The organism is Avibacterium volantium, assembly GCF_049366555.1.
In the GTDB taxonomy this organism is placed as follows: domain Bacteria; phylum Pseudomonadota; class Gammaproteobacteria; order Enterobacterales; family Pasteurellaceae; genus Avibacterium; species Avibacterium volantium_A.
Genome location: NZ_JBMMGT010000010.1, coordinates 62014 through 78361 on the forward strand (window position 1 = coordinate 62014; position 16348 = coordinate 78361).

Sequence of the window (16348 nt, forward strand, 5' to 3'; positions counted from 1 at the left end):
TAACTTATTGATTATGCCAAGAAAATTAACCTGCAAAAAATTTCATAAAAAAACACCGCACTTGATTTTTATCATAAATATTGACTAGAGCCCTGTGCAAAAACAACGTAAAATCATCGTGTCTTTGTCATCATTTATAGAACCTAAAAGGAGAAAATATGGATAGAAGAAAATTCCTGCGTCTTGGCGCATTAAGTTTATTCAGTGTAAACAGCTTATCGCTCAATGCGGCGGAGCAAAATACCACGGTGGCGTTACGCATTATTGCCACCACGGATATTCACGGTTTTTTAACGGATTTTGATTATTACAAAGATGCGCCTACGGATAAATTTGGTTTTACCCGTGCTGCAAGCCTGATTGCAAGCGCACGTCAAGAAGTGAAAAACTCGGTATTAGTGGATAATGGCGATTTAATTCAAGGCAACCCGATTGCCGATTATCAAGCCGCTAAAGGGGATAAAGAAGGCAAGCCAAATCCGTCCATTTTAGCCCTAAATGCAATGCACTATGATGTGGGAACGATCGGCAACCACGAGTTCAACTATGGCTTAGATTATTTAGATCGCGCTATTAAGCAAGCCCACTTCCCTATTATCAACGCCAATGTGGTGAAAGCCAGCGATGACCAGCCTTATTTCCAACCTTATTTTATTCAAGAAAAAAGCGTAACAGATAATGCGGGCAACAGGCATCAAATCAAAATTGGTTATATTGGCTTTGTGCCACCACAAGTAATGGTGTGGGATAAAGCCAATTTAGAAGGCAAAGTGAAAGCCTACGATATTAAGAAAACCGCAGAAAAATATGTGCCAATCGTGAAAGCACAGGGTGCTGATATTATTGTTGCACTGGCTCACACCGGCCCTTCCGATGAACCTTATAAAGAAGGTGAAGAAAATGCTGCTTTCCATTTAGCCGATGTCAAAGGCATTGATGCCGTGATCTTCGGCCATTCGCACCGCTTATTCCCAAATAAAGAATTTGCTAACAGCAAAGGGGCGGATATTGAAAAAGGCACAATGAACGGCGTGCCAGAAAGTATGGCGGGTTATTGGGCAAATAATATCAGCGTAGTGGATCTCACCTTAAATCAACATAACGGTAAATGGTTTGTGACTGACGGCCGTGCAGCCTTGCGTCCGATTTATGATGCAGATAAGAAAAAAGCACTTGTGGGCAATCACCCTGAAGTTGCGGCATTACTTGCGCCAATCCACGAAGCCACTCGTGCCTTTGTAGCGCAACCGATTGGAAAAGCCTCTGACAATATGTATAGCTTCCTTGCCTTGTTCCAAGATGATCCAACGGTGCAAATCGTAAACCAAGCGCAACAAGCTTACGCCGAAAATGTGGTGAAAAATCTGCCTGAGCTAGCGGGTATTCCTGTGTTGAGTGCCGCTGCGCCATTTAAAGTCGGTGGACGTAAAAACGATCCAAGCGCTTATGTGGAAGTAGACAAAGGCGATCTCACTTTCCGCAATGCGGCAGATCTCTATCTCTACCCAAATACTTTAGTGATCGTCAAAGTAAGCGGAGCAGAGCTTAAACAATGGCTTGAGTGCAGTGCGGGAATGTTTAACCAAATCGATCCAAATAGCGACAAACCACAATCTTTGTTAAATTGGAACGGTTTCCGTACTTATAATTTCGATGTGATTGACGGAGTAAACTATGAAATTGATGTTACCCAACCTGCCCGTTATGACGGTGAGTGCAAGCTCATTAATGACAAGGCATCGCGCATTGTTAATCTCACCTATCAAGGCAAGCCTGTGCAAGATAGCGATCAATTCTTAATTGCGACCAATAATTATCGCGCTTATTCGGGCAAATTCCCTGGCACAGGTGATGCGCACATCGTCTTTGCTTCCCCTGATGAAAATCGTCAAATTTTGGCAAACTACATCAGCCAAACTACCAAAGAAAAAGGCGAAGTGATCCCTTCTGCTGATAATAACTGGAAACTTGCCCCAATTGCCTCCATTCAGCCATTGAAAGTACAAGTGGAAACGTCCCCAAGTGATAAAGCAAAAGCCTTCATTAAGGAAAAAGCGCAATATCCAATGGACTATGTTGGGCAAGATGAACTTGGCTTTGCGGTTTACCAAATAAATTTAAACAAAAAATAGACCGCACTTTCATTTTTACACTATGGCGATGCTAACCCATCGCCATTTTTCACAATGATACTATTTAAGGAGTGAATATGACATTATCAACATTACCTTTGCACGCCGACACTGTGGGCAGTTATTTACGCAGTGCGGCGCTGAAACAAGCCCGTGAACAATTCAACGCCGGCGAAATTGATCGTGCCACCTTAACCCGTATTGAAGATCAAGAAATTGAAAAATTAGTCCAAGCACAGTTAGATGCCGGTTTAAAAGTGCTTACTGATGGGGAATATCGCCGCTCATTTTGGCACATTGATTTTCTTGAAAATTTAAATGGCATTGAAGGCTATGAGCCTGAACACGGTTATAAATTTAATGGCGTTGAAACCCGAGCTTATAACACACGCTGTTGCGGCAAAGTGTCGTGGAATCCTAATCACCCTTTTATTGAGCATTTCAAAAAGCTCAATGCCATTGTGGCTGGGCGTGGCATTGTGAAATACACCATTCCAAGCCCAAACCAGTTAATGTACCCCGTTCAGTGGGATCACGGTGTGTATGCCAGCCGTGCAGAATTTGCAAAAGACGTACAACAAGCCTATAAAGATGCCATTCAAGCCTTTTATCAAGCGGGTTGCCGTTATTTACAATTTGATGATGTTTATTGGGGATCTTTGTGCAACAATCACGACAAACCTGAATTTGCCGCAGATAAAGCCCAAGCCTTGGAAAATATCCAAGTGGTACTTGCTGATAAACCCAAAGATATGATCATCACAACCCACGTTTGCCGTGGCAACTTCCGTTCAACGTATTTATTAAGTGGCGCTTATGATCCTGTTGCCCCTGAACTATTCGGGCAAACGCAATATGACGGCTATTTCCTTGAATATGATGATGAACGCTCTGGTGGATTTGAACCCTTAAAATATTTCGCTGGCAACAAAGGACGCGTTGTACTTGGCTTAATCAGTTCTAAATTTCCAACCCTAGAAGACCCTGCCACAGTAAAAGCTCGCATTGCCGAAGCCGCTCAATATGTGCCGCTTGAACAGCTCTGCCTTAGTCCACAATGCGGTTTTGCCTCCACCGAAGAAGGCAATATTATGACAGAGCAAGAACAATGGGCAAAAGTGCGTTTAGTTGAGCAAATTGCCGCTGACGTTTGGGGCAAAGACTAATCTTTACGATAAACGCTTCTTTTCAAAAGTGCGGTGAAAAAACACCGCACTTTTTCTTTTACCAATTTCTTAATCTGTGATCTTGCTCACGCGGGGTTTATGATTTTTGTCATATCTGCCTTTAACGCTCTCCTTTAAACTGCAAGTAACTATTTATTCATACCAATATTGGGAGGAAAATATGCAGTTTAACTGGAGCGTAGATGGCAGTATTGTCGGGCTTTATATTTTATTAAGCCTTATTGTCGGCATCATTGTGCGGAAATATGTTAAGAATGTGAATGATTTCTTGGTGGCGGGCAGAAATGTCGATTTGCACGTTGGGATTGCATCTTTAGCCGCCACTGAGTTTGGCATTATAACCTGTATGGCGGCAGCACAGCTTGGCTATAAATACGGTTTTGCGGGAGCCACAGTGGGGTTAATTATGACCATTGTAATGTTCACCGTAGGAAAAACAGGATTCTGTATTGAACCTTTGCGCAAAGCTGGTGTGGTAACTATTCCAGAGTTCTTTGAACATAAATTTGGTAAAAAAGTTCGTTGGGCTGCAGGTGTGGTAATTGTGCTTGGTGGCTTGCTTAATATGGGTGTTTTCTTACGCACCGGTGGTGAATTTTTAGTTGCTGTGGCCGGGCTTAAACCAGAATATTTAGAAATCACGATGACCATTTTATTGCTTGTGGTGGCGTTATATACCATTTTAGGCGGAATGCTCTCCGTTCTGGTTACCGATTATATGCAGTTTATTTTAATGAGTGTTGGCTTGGTGCTAACCACTTGTACGATTTTCTATCAGGTAGGCTGGGATACGTTATTTGATACTGCAATTTCTAATTATGGTGCTGGTGGTATTAATCCTTTTGTTAATCCTAATCTTGGTTGGCAATATGTGCTTTACACTGCTTTAGTGCTTACTGCAACGGTACTTACTTGGCAAACAATGGTTTCTCGTGTGTTGTCAGCAAAAGATGCGAATGTTGCGAAAAAAATGTACACACGCACCAGTTTATTTTATATCGTACGTTCATTAATCCCTGTTATGTGGGGTGTTGCCGCGTTAGCTTTCGTGAGTTTAGAAAGTGTGGGCGGAAAACCAATCCAAGCAATGCCAACAATGCTTTCTATTGTGATTCCAACAGGGATCATTGGTTTGCTTGTCGCGGCTATGTTGGCGGCAGATATGTCCACAAACTCTTCTTATTTATTAGGTTGGGCAAGTGTTATTTACAATGACGTATTGATTATTTTCCATAAAAATAAATGGTCAGAACGTAAATCTATTGCTGTCAATCGCGTATTAGTGGCATTAATTGGGGTTTTCTTACTGTTCTATGGGTTGTGGTATCCATTAAAAAGCGACTTGTGGGTATATATGACACTCACAGCAACCATTTATTCCGTTGCCGTTTCCACCCTGTTAATTTCAGCTTGTTATTTCAAAAAAGCCAATAACTGGGGGGCTTATGCAACCATCGTTGTGGGTGCTTTAACGCCACTTTCTTACTTAATCGCACAGCAGATTCCTGCACTTGAACCTATTGCGGCAAAAATTGGCCCTTATTATTCTGGTATTGCTGCGTTTGTTTTTGCTTGGATTGCAATGATTGTTGGTTCATTATTAAAAAATGCGTTACGCAAATAAGGGGGAAATATGACAGATTTAATCATTCTCTTTTGGAAAGTGCTCATCTTATTCGGGCTAAGTTGGTATATTTGCACGATTTTTATTGTTGGTTTTAAAGGTTTTAAAAATATCAAAACAATGCTAGGAGTAGGCAATAATGAAAAAAACTAACGTGGTTTTGATTGTTGCAGATGATTTAGGCTATTGGGCGCTTGGCTGTTATGGGAATAAAGATGCGATTACGCCTAATATTGATAAATTAGCGCAACAAGGTAAAAAATTTAACGATTTCTTTTGTGTTTCCCCTGTTTGCTCTCCTGCAAGAGCCTCAATTTTTACTGGTAGAATTCCTTCTCAACACGGAATTCACGACTGGTTGGAAGAATGGGAAAATGGTGCGACTACAGAACATTATTTAAAAGGGCAATCGACTTTTGTAGATCGCTTAAAACAGCATAATTATCTTTGTGCAATGAGTGGCAAGTGGCATTTAGGTATGGCTGACACGCCACAATGTGGTTTTGATTATTGGTATTCCCATCAGCGTGGCGGTGGCCCTTACTTCAATGCACCAATGTATCGAGATGGTATATTAATTGAAGAACCCGACTACATTACAGATAAAATCACCGATTATGGGCTAGACTTTATTGAGAAGGTACATAATGCCGATCAGCCATTTTTTCTCAATCTAAGTTATACCGCCCCCCATTCCCCTTGGGATCGAAAAAACCACCCACAGGAAATATTGGATCTTTATGCGGATTGTCAATTTGCATCTTGTCCTCGAGATCCTTATCACCCTTGGAAAATTTATGAAACCTTTGAAGGTGATGAACAAGAACGATTGGAAGTGTTAAGGGGATATTTCGCTGCCTTAACCGCAATGGATTTTAATATTGGAAGAATTATCACCGCACTTGAGGAAAAAGGCATTTTAGAAAACACGCTCATCATTTTCACCAGTGATAACGGTATGAATATGGGACATCACGGTATTTTTGGTAAAGGGAATGGCACAAGCCCTGTGAATATGTTTGACACGTCTGTAAAAGTGCCGTTTATTCTTTATCACAAAAATCATTTATCAACAGGTGAAATAGATAACCTGCTGAGCCATTATGATTTCCGCCACACCTTGTTGGAATACCTCAATATCAGTGATGAAGATCAGGCACAGGTACGTTATCCAGGAAAAAGTTTCTCTACTTTATTAAAACAAGAGCCCACAGATTCACGAGAAGAAAATCATCTTGTGATCTTTGATGAATACGGACCAACTCGAATGATCCGCAATCGATCTTTTAAATATATTCATCGCTATCCTGATGGGCCTTATGAATTTTATGATCTGCGTAACGATCCTGATGAACACCATAACCAAATTGATAACCCGGATTATCAACAACAGATCGCCCAAATGCGGCGTGAGTTAAACCGGTGGTTTAATCAATATATCAATAAAGAAATTGATGGTGCAACCTTGCCTGTTTACGGCGGCGGACAGCGTACGCTTGCGGGCGAATGGGGTGGCTATGCCGAAAACACGTTCAACAAATATACAAGCCATTTTGTTTTTTCCGCAGACGGAAAACTACAGCAAAAATCTGATGTAAAAGTGAAAGAAAAAATTCAGTAACCTAGTAACATAAGCGCGAAAGATAAAAAGTAGGAAACCATTTCCTACTTTTTTATTGCCTTACAATTATTTTATCACTAACGCTGCAGCGCCTTTTACGCCAGCGGAATCAAGCAGTTGGCTTGGTTTGATTTGCAGATTTTGTAGGGATACACCTAAGGCATAGTGCGGTAGGAATTTTTGTACTTTTTCGATGATGAAATCGGCGGATTTTGCGACCCCACCAGCCAGTACAATAAGTTCAGGATTAAAAATATTAATCAGCACGCCTAAGCCGTAAGCCAAATATTTTGCGAAGCTATCCACCACTTGCAGCGCGAGATGATCGCCTTTTTTGGCGTATTCAAAAATATGATGTGCTTGCAGGGAATCTAAATCCGTGGAAAAACGTTGGAAAAACTCACCGCACTTTTGTTTATCTGTTTCTGGAGCGCTAAGAAGTTTTTTGGCTTCCCGCACTAATCCTGGGGCGGAAGTATAAGTTTCTAAGCAGCCTGTTAAACCACAGCCGCATTTCATTCCTTGTTCGTTCACCATAATATGGCCAAACTCGCCCGCGCAGCCGCCCGAACCAGACAACACCTTGCCGTTTAGCAAAATGCCTGAAGCAATGCCCGTGCCAATTGGCACAACAATAAGATTCGCCACACCTTGCCCTGCGCCGAATAAATGTTCTCCCAAGGTAATGGCTCGCACATCGTTTTCCACCACCACATTTTTATGAGAGATTTCTTCCATTAATTGCTTGGCATTGAAATCATTGCCCCAAGAAAAATTAGCCGCGATTTTAACGATCGCTTGATCCACCACTGGGCCTGGAATTCCCAAGCCGATGCCTTCTAATTGTGCTTCTGAAAGTTGATGTTGCGCAAGCAAATCCAAAATGGTCTGCCAAATGCGAGAAAAAGTGGTTCTTGCCCCTTGCTGAGATAAAGTCGGAATGCTCTGTTCTGCAAGAATATTAAAATGGTTGTCTAAAATGCCGATTTTTGTGTTTGTGCCGCCAATGTCCACACCTGTGTAATATTTCATCATCAACTCCATTTATTTTGATAATCTTAAATTTCAACATAACTGATTTAGCCAACTCAGACTATGATAAATATCATAGTTTTACCGTGATAAAGATCACAATTTAATAAAATAACAAGGGATTCATATTTAGAGATAAAAAAATCTGCTCATAATGAGCAGATTTTATAGGAATGGAACTAAAATTAGTTTTTCGCCGCAGCTGCCGCTTTCACGATCACCGCGAATGCAGGCGCTTTTAATGAAGCACCGCCTACTAATGCACCGTCAATGTCTGGCTGAGTGAATAATTCTGCGGCGTTGGCATCATTGACTGAGCCGCCGTATTGAATGATCACTTGATCTGCTACCGCTTGAGATTTCGCTGCGATATGGCCACGAATGAAAGCGTGTACCGCTTGAGCCTGTGCTGGGGTGGCTGATTTGCCTGTGCCGATTGCCCAAATTGGCTCATAGGCAATGACTGCGCCATTGAATGCTTCTACGCCCAACGCATTGATGACTGCATCAATTTGTTTTGCACATACTTCTTCGGTTTTACCCGCTTCATTTTCCGCTTCAGATTCACCAATACATAACACAGGTACTAAGCCCGCTTCTTTCAGTGCGGCGAATTTTTTGGCAATAAATTCATCGCTTTCTTTATGATAAGTGCGACGTTCAGAATGGCCGATGATGATATATTTCGCACCGAAATCTTTTAACATTGCCGTTGAAATATCACCAGTAAACGCACCTTGTACGTTTACATCAACATTTTGTGCGCCTAAGGCAATTTGGCTGCCTGCAAGCGCGGCTTCAGCTTCGGCTAAATACATCACTGGCGGTGCGATCGCCACATCACAACCGTTTACGCCGACTAATTCTGCTTTTAAGCCTTCGATTAGCTCTTTGGTAAACGCTTTGCTACCGTTTAACTTCCAGTTACCCATAACTAAAGGACGACGTGCCATAATTTTTCTCCATAGTAATTAACAAAAAATAACCGCATTACTATATCAAATTTTTTCTACGCTTCCGTTGATTTTAGGCAAATTTGAAAAATTTTTTTGTAAAAAGATGATTATTGTGCATTAAAAAGCTACAATCTACTGTATAGATTTCACAAAAAATCATCAATATGAAAATTTTTAAAGCTGAACAATGGAATTTAGAGCTGTTGCTGCCCCTTTTTGAGCAATATCGACTTTCACAGGGAATGGCGGAAAATCCTGACCGTACCTTAACATTTCTCACCAACCGTATTCGCTTTAGTGAAAGCATTTTCTTCCTCGCACTTGATGAAAATGAACAGCCACTTGGTTTTATTCAGCTTTATCCTCGCCTTTCTTCCTTACAACTGCAACGTTATTGGCAACTCACTGATATTTTCGTTCTGCCACAACAAAATTCTACGGAAATTTACACCGCACTTATCGCCAAAGCCAAAGAGTTTGTGCGTTACACACAATCCACACGTTTGGTAGTAGAGCAAGATCCGCAGCAACAATCCTTGCTAGAAATGGCGGGCTTTCGTGCCAATCCCGAAAAGCAGATTTTTGAACTTCGCTTGTAATCAAAGGTCTAATTTTAACCTTAATCACAATCCAATTTGGAGAACTATAATGAAATCAGTAAAACACATTCTTTCTGCCTTAGTGGTTGGCTCAGCGGTGTTAGCTAGCGTGCCAAGCTATGCGGCAGACTGCGCAGTCACTAACGTAAAATTTAAAAAAGGCGCATCATCAGCTAATTACAGCGGTAAAATCAAAGGCTGGCAGTGCCGTAGCTATGCGTTTTATGCCAAAGAAGGACAAACCTTAACCGTAAACTTAAGAGCCAAAGGCGCAGCGGAAGCCATTATCTACGGCGAAGATGATTTCGCACCAAACACGCCATATATTTTACCAAGAACAGGGCGCTATGAAGTGCGCGTGCTACAACCGAAAGCACAATCCATCAAAAAACTTACATCAAGCTATAAGATGAATATTAAAATTCAATAAGCTAATGCTCTAAAAAGAAAAAGTGCGGTGGAAATTTGTTAAATTTTTTCACCGCACTTTTTTATTTCTTCAATTTAAACTTAATAAGCCACTAACACTTCTTTTTCGCTGATAGTGTCGCCGTAAACAGGCAATAAGGTTTTGTCGTAAGCTTGTTTTAACACGCCTTCTTTGCCTAATTTTTCAATTTCTTGATCTAACCACGCGAGCAATTCAGTATCACCTTTTTTCACTGCTGGCGCGATAAAATCTTGATCACCAAGGGTTTTAATGCCAACGGTAAAACCTGGGTTTTCTTTTGCCCAAGCAAACAACAAGGTGTTGTCATGGGCGAGTGCATCACCGCGTCCATCTCTTAAGGCTTCAAAGGTTTCGGTGTTTTGTTCAAATTTTAATAATTTGATGTTCGGATAATGCTTGCTGAAATAAGCATCTGCCGTCGTGCCTTTGTTCACCAATAATGTTTTGCCTTCTAACTGATTGATGTCGGTGATAACCGCGCCATCTTTTGACACCACGCCCAACGCCACTTGCATATAAGGTTTGGCGAAATCCACCACTTCTTTGCGCGCTGGGGTAACGGTGAAATTGGCGAGAATAATATCCACTTTGTTCGATTGCAAATATTCCACGCGGTTTGCTGCTTCCACCAAAACATATTGCACTTTGTTTTCATCACCCAGTAAATCTTTACCAATGGCTTTTGCAATTTCTACGTCAAAACCTTGGCTTTTTCCCTGGTTATCCACATAGCCAAAAGGCGGTTTATCGCTAAAAACGCCAATGCGCACGCTATCGGCCTTTTGTAGCTGTTGCAGACGATTTTGCGCGCTATTGCTTTCGTTGTCATTGCACGCCGTTAGGCTCACAGCAAGCAGGGTAGTCGCAAAAAGTGCGGTGATTTTTTTAAATGTTTTCTTCATAGTCTATTCCTCTTGGTTCATAGTTTAAGATGTTTAAGAATGTTTTTGCCCGATCGGAATTCGGGTTGGTAAAAAAGCGATCTGGCGTGTTTTCCTCCACGATTTTTCCTGCGTCCATAAAAATAATGCGATCTGCCACTTGGCGCGCAAAGGCCATTTCGTGGGTTACAATCAGCATTGTCATTCCCTCTTTGGCAAGCTCTAAAATCACATCTAGCACTTCGCGCACCATTTCGGGATCAAGAGCTGCGGTAACTTCATCGAACAGCATAATTTCTGGGTTCATACACAAAGAGCGAACAATGGCGATACGCTGTTTTTGGCCACCTGAAAGCTCGCGCGGATAGGCATTTTTGCGATCCAGTAAGCCCACGCGTTTAAGTAATTCATCGGCTTGCTTTTCCACTTCCGCCCGAGAACGCTTTTGCACTTTCATTGGGCCGAGCAAAATATTGTCGATCACCGAAAGATGCGAAAATAATTCATAGCTTTGAAAAACCATTCCAATATGTTGGCGCGCTTGCACCCAAGATACTTGCTTGCCTAATACGCCTTGATCTTGCAAGATGATTTCACCTCCTTGAATGGATTCCAGCCCGTTAATGCAACGCAACAAGGTGCTTTTCCCACAGCCTGAAGGCCCAAGCAACACCACCACTTCGCCCTTTTTTATGGCCAAATCAATGCCTTGAAGAGCGGTGGTTTTTTCGTATTTTTTTACCAGTTGATTAATTTCTAATAATGCCATTTTGATTTCCTTTTATTGCTCCCAACGATTTTCCACATAGCGAGAAAAAATGGACAAGGGATAGCAAATTGCGAAATATAAAAGAAAAATAAGTCCATAAATCCAAAATGCCGCGGAAGGATCAGTAAATAAGGAAGTTTCAATAATTTGTTGCCCCACTTTCACCACTTCTAACACGCCAATTAACATTGCCAATGAGCTAGTTTTAATCATTCGAGTAAATAAATTAATCGCACTTGGTGTAACTCGCTTTAAACTTTGTGGTAACAGCACATATAAAAAGGTTTGTGTGCTATTTAATCCCAAGGCATAAGCAGATTCCCTCTGATGTTTTTCAATGGAATTTAATGCGCTGCGCATTAAATCGCCCATTTCAGCCGTTCCCCAAAAAATAAAGACGAAAATACATACTGCAATGCCGTTTAAATGAATATTCAACCACTTAGCCAAGCCAAAATAGGCAATAAATAACCACACTAGTAAAGGAATAATTCGCACCATTTCTAAATATAAACGACAAATCCCTTGGATTATTTTATTTCGGCTAGTCATAACAATGCCAAGCAATATCCCTAACAGACAAGAGAATAATACGGAAATAAATGCAATTTCAGCCGTAACCGCTAAGCCATTTAATAATCGTTGTAGATTATTTCCTTCTAATAAAATAGTTAATCCCATTATTAAACGTTCCCATATTTCGCATAACGGCTACGTTTCTCTAAATAATGAATAAGAAACGAAATTGGTAATAAAATAATGAGATAAAACACTACTAATAAAAATAATGCCTCGTTAGTTTTATAATCTAGGCCAATTAATTCTTTTGCCATAAACATTAATTCCGCAATAGCAATCGCGCTAGCGATAGAGGTTTCTTTCATTAAAAACAGACAATTTGCACCAATGGCTGGCAGGGAAAGGCTTAAAGCTTGTGGCGCAATCACATAAATAAAGGCTTGTGTGGGTGTTAATCCTAAGCTCAGGGCTGATTCCACTTGCCCTTTTGAAACACTTTCAATCCCAGCTCGAATCGCCTCAGCCATATAACTTCCCCCAAGAAAACTTAAGCCAATAATGGCGCAAGTAAACCCATCTAACTTAATTCCCAATTTAGACAAACCAAAATAGAGAAAGAAAAGTTGGATCAACAAAGGTGTATTACGAGAAAGTTCAATATAGGCTTTAGCGAGCGAATTAAAAAAACGAATGTGGTAGCTGGTAGCCACCGCACACAAAAGCCCAATAATGAGAGAAAAAACAATACTCCAAAACGAGAGCTGCAAAGTAATAATGCTGGCATCAATAAATTTCGGAATATTGTCAAAGACATACTGCCAATTCATTTTCCTTCCCTATTGAAGTCATAAACTGGCAATCATTCTAAAGAAGAGAATAGTAGATTGAAAAAGAATAAAAAATTATTGGTTAGATGATTTGGTTATATTAAAACAAAAAGTGCGGTGAAAAATACCGCACTTTTTATCTAGTAAACAACAACCTTTTCTTACCTTAATCCGTTAATAAATCCCACGCATAAACCCCACAAAACAAAAATAAAACAATTTTTCATTTTTATTGTGATCTCGTTCATATTTTTAAAACGAAAAAATTGAGTTCTCTTTTCCACCCGCGTAGCATACTCGCGTTATCACTATTATTTAAGGAGAGAAAAATGCCCCGATTTCGTTTATCAAAAGTGATGTGTATGCTAGCGCCTGTGATGTTAGCCAGCATTCCTGCTTTACCTGTTTATGCTGAAACAAATTCTGTTGTCGCGGTGGAACACGCCAAAACACAGAATACCTATGATCAAATATTACAAAATTGGAAAAACCACCTTACAGGTATATCGTTAGACACCACAAATAATATGGCTAACAATGCGAAACAAGCGTTGTTAAGTAACGATACTTTTGATTTTAGTGAACAAAAAACAGCTGGGGCAAAAATTCGCTCAACAGTGAATACAATCAGAGATTTAGCCGTAGGATATAATAAATCGGGTTCGCAATTTTATCAAAACCAAGACGCTAAGCAGATAATCATTTCTTCTTTGGAAAAAATTCATAGCGGTGGCTACCAGGTGGGTGGCAAAGAATATGGTAACTGGTGGAACTGGGAAATTGGTGTTCCAAAATCGTTGAATGATGTACTCATTTTAATGGGGGATGAATTACCTAATGAATTAAAAGAAAAGCTCATTGCAGCTACAACGTACTTCCAGCCAGATCCCACAACAAGTGGGGCAAATTCCGAAGCCGCACAATATTCTACGTCAAAAGATAAAAGAACAAGTACTGGCGGAAACCGCACAGATACCTCTACCGTTTCACTTGCGCGTGGTCTATTAACGCGTAATGATGATGAGGTTCAACGCGCAATCCGTGCTATTTATGATGTAGGAGAACTCAAAAGCGGTATTCGTGATACAAATGATGCCACGCTAAATGATGGATTCTATACCGATGGTTCATTTATTCAACATTCTTCCGTGGCTTATAATGGTACTTATGCTTCAGTTCTCATTGAAGGGTTAGGACTTTTCGCATATATGCTGAAAGATTCACCAAACTTTGTGTTTAGTGATCCTAAAATGGACAATATTTATGAGTCAATTCTTAAGGGATATAGCTGGTTATTAGTAAATGGTGGAATGAATGATTCAGTAAATGGGCGCGCGATTACACGACCAAATAGCAGCGATGTTACACGCGCAAAACGATTTATTAGTGATATTTCCTTATTGATTGATAGCGCACCAGCAACATACAAGCCGGCATTACAAGGGTTGTTAAAACGTACATTACTTGAACAACATTACTCTCTTGATGATGCGCCAAATGATACGGTGCGGAATATCTTAAAAAATATTCTTGATAATCCAAATATCAAGCCAACAGAAACCGTTGGTGTAAAACGTTTTTCTTTTATGGATCGCGCTGTACAAAAAAGTCCTAGGGGAACCGTTGTTATTGCAATGCATTCAAATCGTACTGCTGCCTATGAAAGTATGAATGGCGAGAACCCTCAAGGTTGGTACACTGGCGATGGAATGACTTATATCTATGATAACCAAAGTACCGATTCATTTACGAATTATTGGCATAATGTTGATTCCTATATGCTACCGGGAACAACCGAAAGCACCGCTATTCGGAAAGATGGTTCAAAGCAACGCCGATACTTAAAAGATCGCAGCAGTAAAACATTTGTGGGTGGTGTAGATAATGGTATTAAGGCAGATGGTTCACAAGGCAATGCCACTAAAGCCATTATTGCAATGGATTTCACATCTTATAATGATAAAACTACAGCGAAGAAATCTTGGGTAATGCTAGGTGATGTGGTACTCGCACTAGGCTCAGATATTGCTAGCACAGATAAAGGCGAAGTATTAACAACCATTGATAATAGAGTGATCAATGGAAAACAAACCTTATCTCACGTTGGTGATACAATTTATTTCACCGATCCCGCTACACAGCAGACTATAAGCTATAAAATTCTTGATAATCAGCAACCCTATACTGTTATTGAGAAAGGTAAAGATGGTTCAACAGAATTTGCTAAAATTTGGTTAAATCACGGGAAAAAACCTAAAGAAGCAAGCTATGCTTATCTCATTATGCCGGGTTATAGCGCTGACGAAGTAAACCATTTTGATACAAATACAATTCAAATTCTGCAACAAAATGCTCAACAACACGCAGTAAAAGTAGGCAATAGTCTTTTTGTTAATTTCTTTGAAGCGGGAGAAGTAGATGGTTTAGCGGTGGATCACCCTCTTTCCGTAATTAAGACAGAAGAAAATGGACGCCTAGACGTTTATGTTGCCGATCCAACGCTGATGCTTGACGATGAAATTAATTTGTCTGTGCTTGGTAAATATATCTTACAAGTTGGTAATGATGTAACAGCTACGATTTCAGGAGAAAAAACAGAATTTACCTTTAAACTTGATGATCATCAGAAATATTTCTCCGCGATTGAGGAAAACCAGTACAAGGAAGATAACTCAACTAGCACGCAGCCAACCAACTCTGATAGCAATAACGCAGAAACACCTGATGGCTTAGATAAGCCTAACACAGATAATTCTGAACAAAATCCAGCAACAAAAACCTCATCTGAAAATGCTGAAGATAGTCCAACAATGACACCAGATAAAGGTGTAGATACATCAGACAATGTGGTTGAATCTAATGGGAATAGCAATGACGAAAGCAGTTCAACGTCAACTACTCAAACAACCCAAGCTGAGGATAGCAATCGCACTGTAGCCATAGAAGAAACGGTGGAATCTAATGATGAAGAAGAAAATCTTACTGCTCAAACTTCCTCTGAACAGGTTGCGTTTAGCCAAGATTATCTTGATAAATATGCGAAAACGCTAAGAAATCTAACCGATGTAGATGTTTCTATCATTGATAACTTCAACTATGATCATTATTTCACAGCGACATTAAGTGAAAGCAATAAACAGGGGTTAGGTGGAAAATTCCAAACAGGGTTTAACCAATCCTTGAATGATCATACGAAAGTCGGGGCATTTGCCGAATATCGTTATAATGATATTCACCAGTTGAGCATTGGAGCTAATGCGAAGTGGTATGATTTTTCTAGCTTTGTTCGTTATCGCCACGTTTTTGATAGCGCAGTACACGCAGATTATCTCGACCTTTACCTTGGTTATGATAAAACCTTTACCTTTAACCAATTTGCTATTCAGCCACGTGTTGGTGTGCTAGGTTCTTATCTGCTAGATAGCAAACTGCCAGATAATGGTAAACTCGCTCATCATTTTGCCGTCCAAACACAGCTATCAAGTAAATTTAGCTATCATATCGGCAGCATAGTCCTTTACCTTGAACCGACTTGGAAAGTAAACTTAGACGATCCATATCGCCTTCAATTAAATGGGCAAGAATACAAGTTAGATCGCTCGAAGCAAGAATGGATAGGTAAAGTGGGAATTGCCAAAAATATCGGTAATTACACTTTTGATTTCAGTGTTCAGACCAACAATCATCAAGAACGCAAGATGATAGCCACCTTTAATTATCAATTCTAAAAAACAAAATGCTCTCGCTAAT

14 protein-coding genes are annotated in these 16348 nt (G+C 40.3%); 8 read left to right on the plus strand and 6 right to left on the minus strand.

The features are described from left to right. Positions 1–158: 158 nt before the first annotated feature. From cpdB to ACLS0A_RS04795, 5 genes are all read left to right on the plus strand, one after another. Positions 159–2132, plus strand: a complete 1974-nt coding sequence (gene cpdB, locus ACLS0A_RS04775) for a 2',3'-cyclic-nucleotide 2'-phosphodiesterase (protein WP_416082942.1) — start codon at positions 159–161, stop codon at positions 2130–2132. Positions 2133–2209: 77 nt separating this feature from the next. Further along, positions 2210–3298, plus strand: coding sequence for a 5-methyltetrahydropteroyltriglutamate--homocysteine S-methyltransferase (locus tag ACLS0A_RS04780; RefSeq protein WP_416082941.1), 1089 nt, complete (start codon positions 2210–2212; stop codon positions 3296–3298). A gap of 181 nt (positions 3299–3479) precedes the next feature. Further along, positions 3480–4943 carry a sodium:solute symporter family protein gene (locus ACLS0A_RS04785; RefSeq protein ID WP_416082940.1) on the plus strand — a complete coding sequence of 488 codons (1464 nt, stop codon included), beginning with the start codon at positions 3480–3482 and terminating at the stop codon, positions 4941–4943. A gap of 9 nt (positions 4944–4952) precedes the next feature. Next, positions 4953–5096 carry a hypothetical protein gene (locus ACLS0A_RS04790; protein ID WP_410677683.1) on the plus strand — a complete coding sequence of 48 codons (144 nt, stop codon included), beginning with the start codon at positions 4953–4955 and terminating at the stop codon, positions 5094–5096. Beyond that, the gene (locus ACLS0A_RS04795) at positions 5083–6564 is read left to right on the plus strand and encodes a sulfatase-like hydrolase/transferase (protein WP_416082939.1); all 1482 of its coding nucleotides are present in this window, start codon (positions 5083–5085) and stop codon (positions 6562–6564) included. Before ACLS0A_RS04790 ends, ACLS0A_RS04795 begins: the two co-directional genes overlap by 14 nt. A 66-nt stretch (positions 6565–6630) precedes the next feature. Here ACLS0A_RS04795 and ACLS0A_RS04800 read toward each other — a convergent pair whose 3' ends face one another. Both ACLS0A_RS04800 and tpiA read right to left on the minus strand, forming a co-directional pair. Beyond that, positions 6631–7599: an ROK family protein gene (locus tag ACLS0A_RS04800; RefSeq protein WP_416082938.1), complete on the minus strand. Its 969-nt coding sequence runs from the start codon at positions 7597–7599 to the stop codon at positions 6631–6633. 182 nt (positions 7600–7781) lie between these two features. Beyond that, the gene (gene tpiA, locus ACLS0A_RS04805; protein WP_416082937.1) at positions 7782–8549 is read right to left on the minus strand and encodes a triose-phosphate isomerase; all 768 of its coding nucleotides are present in this window, start codon (positions 8547–8549) and stop codon (positions 7782–7784) included. A 167-nt stretch (positions 8550–8716) separates the two neighbouring features. Between tpiA and ACLS0A_RS04810 the strand changes: the two genes are divergently transcribed. Beyond that, a complete protein-coding gene (locus ACLS0A_RS04810; protein WP_416082936.1) occupies positions 8717–9151 on the plus strand; it encodes a GNAT family N-acetyltransferase in 435 nt (144 codons plus the stop codon). Between the two features lie 49 nt (positions 9152–9200). After that, a complete protein-coding gene (locus ACLS0A_RS04815; protein WP_103854368.1) occupies positions 9201–9581 on the plus strand; it encodes a hypothetical protein in 381 nt (126 codons plus the stop codon). Positions 9582–9661: 80 nt separating this feature from the next. Here ACLS0A_RS04815 and ACLS0A_RS04820 read toward each other — a convergent pair whose 3' ends face one another. From ACLS0A_RS04820 to ACLS0A_RS04835, 4 genes are read right to left on the minus strand one after another with little or no spacing between them, the layout of a single operon-like run. Beyond that, a complete protein-coding gene (locus tag ACLS0A_RS04820; RefSeq protein WP_330934183.1) occupies positions 9662–10504 on the minus strand; it encodes a cysteine ABC transporter substrate-binding protein in 843 nt (280 codons plus the stop codon). Beyond that, positions 10488–11252, minus strand: a complete 765-nt coding sequence (locus ACLS0A_RS04825) for an amino acid ABC transporter ATP-binding protein (RefSeq protein WP_416082935.1) — start codon at positions 11250–11252, stop codon at positions 10488–10490. The genes ACLS0A_RS04820 and ACLS0A_RS04825 overlap by 17 nt, the downstream gene beginning before the upstream one ends. Before the next feature lie 12 nt (positions 11253–11264). Next, complete coding sequence (locus ACLS0A_RS04830; protein ID WP_416082934.1) at positions 11265–11933, minus strand: amino acid ABC transporter permease; 669 nt, start codon at positions 11931–11933, stop codon at positions 11265–11267. Between the two features lie 2 nt (positions 11934–11935). Beyond that, complete coding sequence (locus ACLS0A_RS04835) at positions 11936–12598, minus strand: amino acid ABC transporter permease (RefSeq protein ID WP_416082933.1); 663 nt, start codon at positions 12596–12598, stop codon at positions 11936–11938. Positions 12599–12927: 329 nt separating this feature from the next. Here ACLS0A_RS04835 and ACLS0A_RS04840 point away from each other — a divergent pair, with 329 nt between their 5' ends. After that, on the plus strand, positions 12928–16326 hold the full coding sequence (locus ACLS0A_RS04840) for a polysaccharide lyase 8 family protein (RefSeq protein ID WP_416082932.1): 3399 nt from the start codon (positions 12928–12930) through the stop codon (positions 16324–16326). Positions 16327–16348: the final 22 nt, after the last annotated feature.

Excerpts from the sequence above, each read along its gene's own strand:
- ACLS0A_RS04830 (WP_416082934.1), bottom strand. The coding sequence starts at position 11,933 with ATGGGATTAACTATTTTATTAGAAGGAAATAATCTACAACGATTATTA.
- ACLS0A_RS04810 (WP_416082936.1), top strand. The coding sequence starts at position 8,717 with ATGAAAATTTTTAAAGCTGAACAATGGAATTTAGAGCTGTTGCTGCCC.
- ACLS0A_RS04790 (WP_410677683.1), top strand. The coding sequence starts at position 4,953 with ATGACAGATTTAATCATTCTCTTTTGGAAAGTGCTCATCTTATTCGGG.
- ACLS0A_RS04825 (WP_416082935.1), bottom strand. The coding sequence starts at position 11,252 with ATGGCATTATTAGAAATTAATCAACTGGTAAAAAAATACGAAAAAACC.
- ACLS0A_RS04795 (WP_416082939.1), top strand. The coding sequence starts at position 5,083 with ATGAAAAAAACTAACGTGGTTTTGATTGTTGCAGATGATTTAGGCTAT.
- ACLS0A_RS04820 (WP_330934183.1), bottom strand. The coding sequence starts at position 10,504 with ATGAAGAAAACATTTAAAAAAATCACCGCACTTTTTGCGACTACCCTG.
- cpdB (WP_416082942.1), top strand. The coding sequence starts at position 159 with ATGGATAGAAGAAAATTCCTGCGTCTTGGCGCATTAAGTTTATTCAGT.
- tpiA (WP_416082937.1), bottom strand. The coding sequence starts at position 8,549 with ATGGCACGTCGTCCTTTAGTTATGGGTAACTGGAAGTTAAACGGTAGC.
- ACLS0A_RS04800 (WP_416082938.1), bottom strand. The coding sequence starts at position 7,599 with ATGATGAAATATTACACAGGTGTGGACATTGGCGGCACAAACACAAAA.
- ACLS0A_RS04815 (WP_103854368.1), top strand. The coding sequence starts at position 9,201 with ATGAAATCAGTAAAACACATTCTTTCTGCCTTAGTGGTTGGCTCAGCG.
- ACLS0A_RS04835 (WP_416082933.1), bottom strand. The coding sequence starts at position 12,598 with ATGAATTGGCAGTATGTCTTTGACAATATTCCGAAATTTATTGATGCC.
- ACLS0A_RS04840 (WP_416082932.1), top strand. The coding sequence starts at position 12,928 with ATGCCCCGATTTCGTTTATCAAAAGTGATGTGTATGCTAGCGCCTGTG.
- ACLS0A_RS04780 (WP_416082941.1), top strand. The coding sequence starts at position 2,210 with ATGACATTATCAACATTACCTTTGCACGCCGACACTGTGGGCAGTTAT.
- ACLS0A_RS04785 (WP_416082940.1), top strand. The coding sequence starts at position 3,480 with ATGCAGTTTAACTGGAGCGTAGATGGCAGTATTGTCGGGCTTTATATT.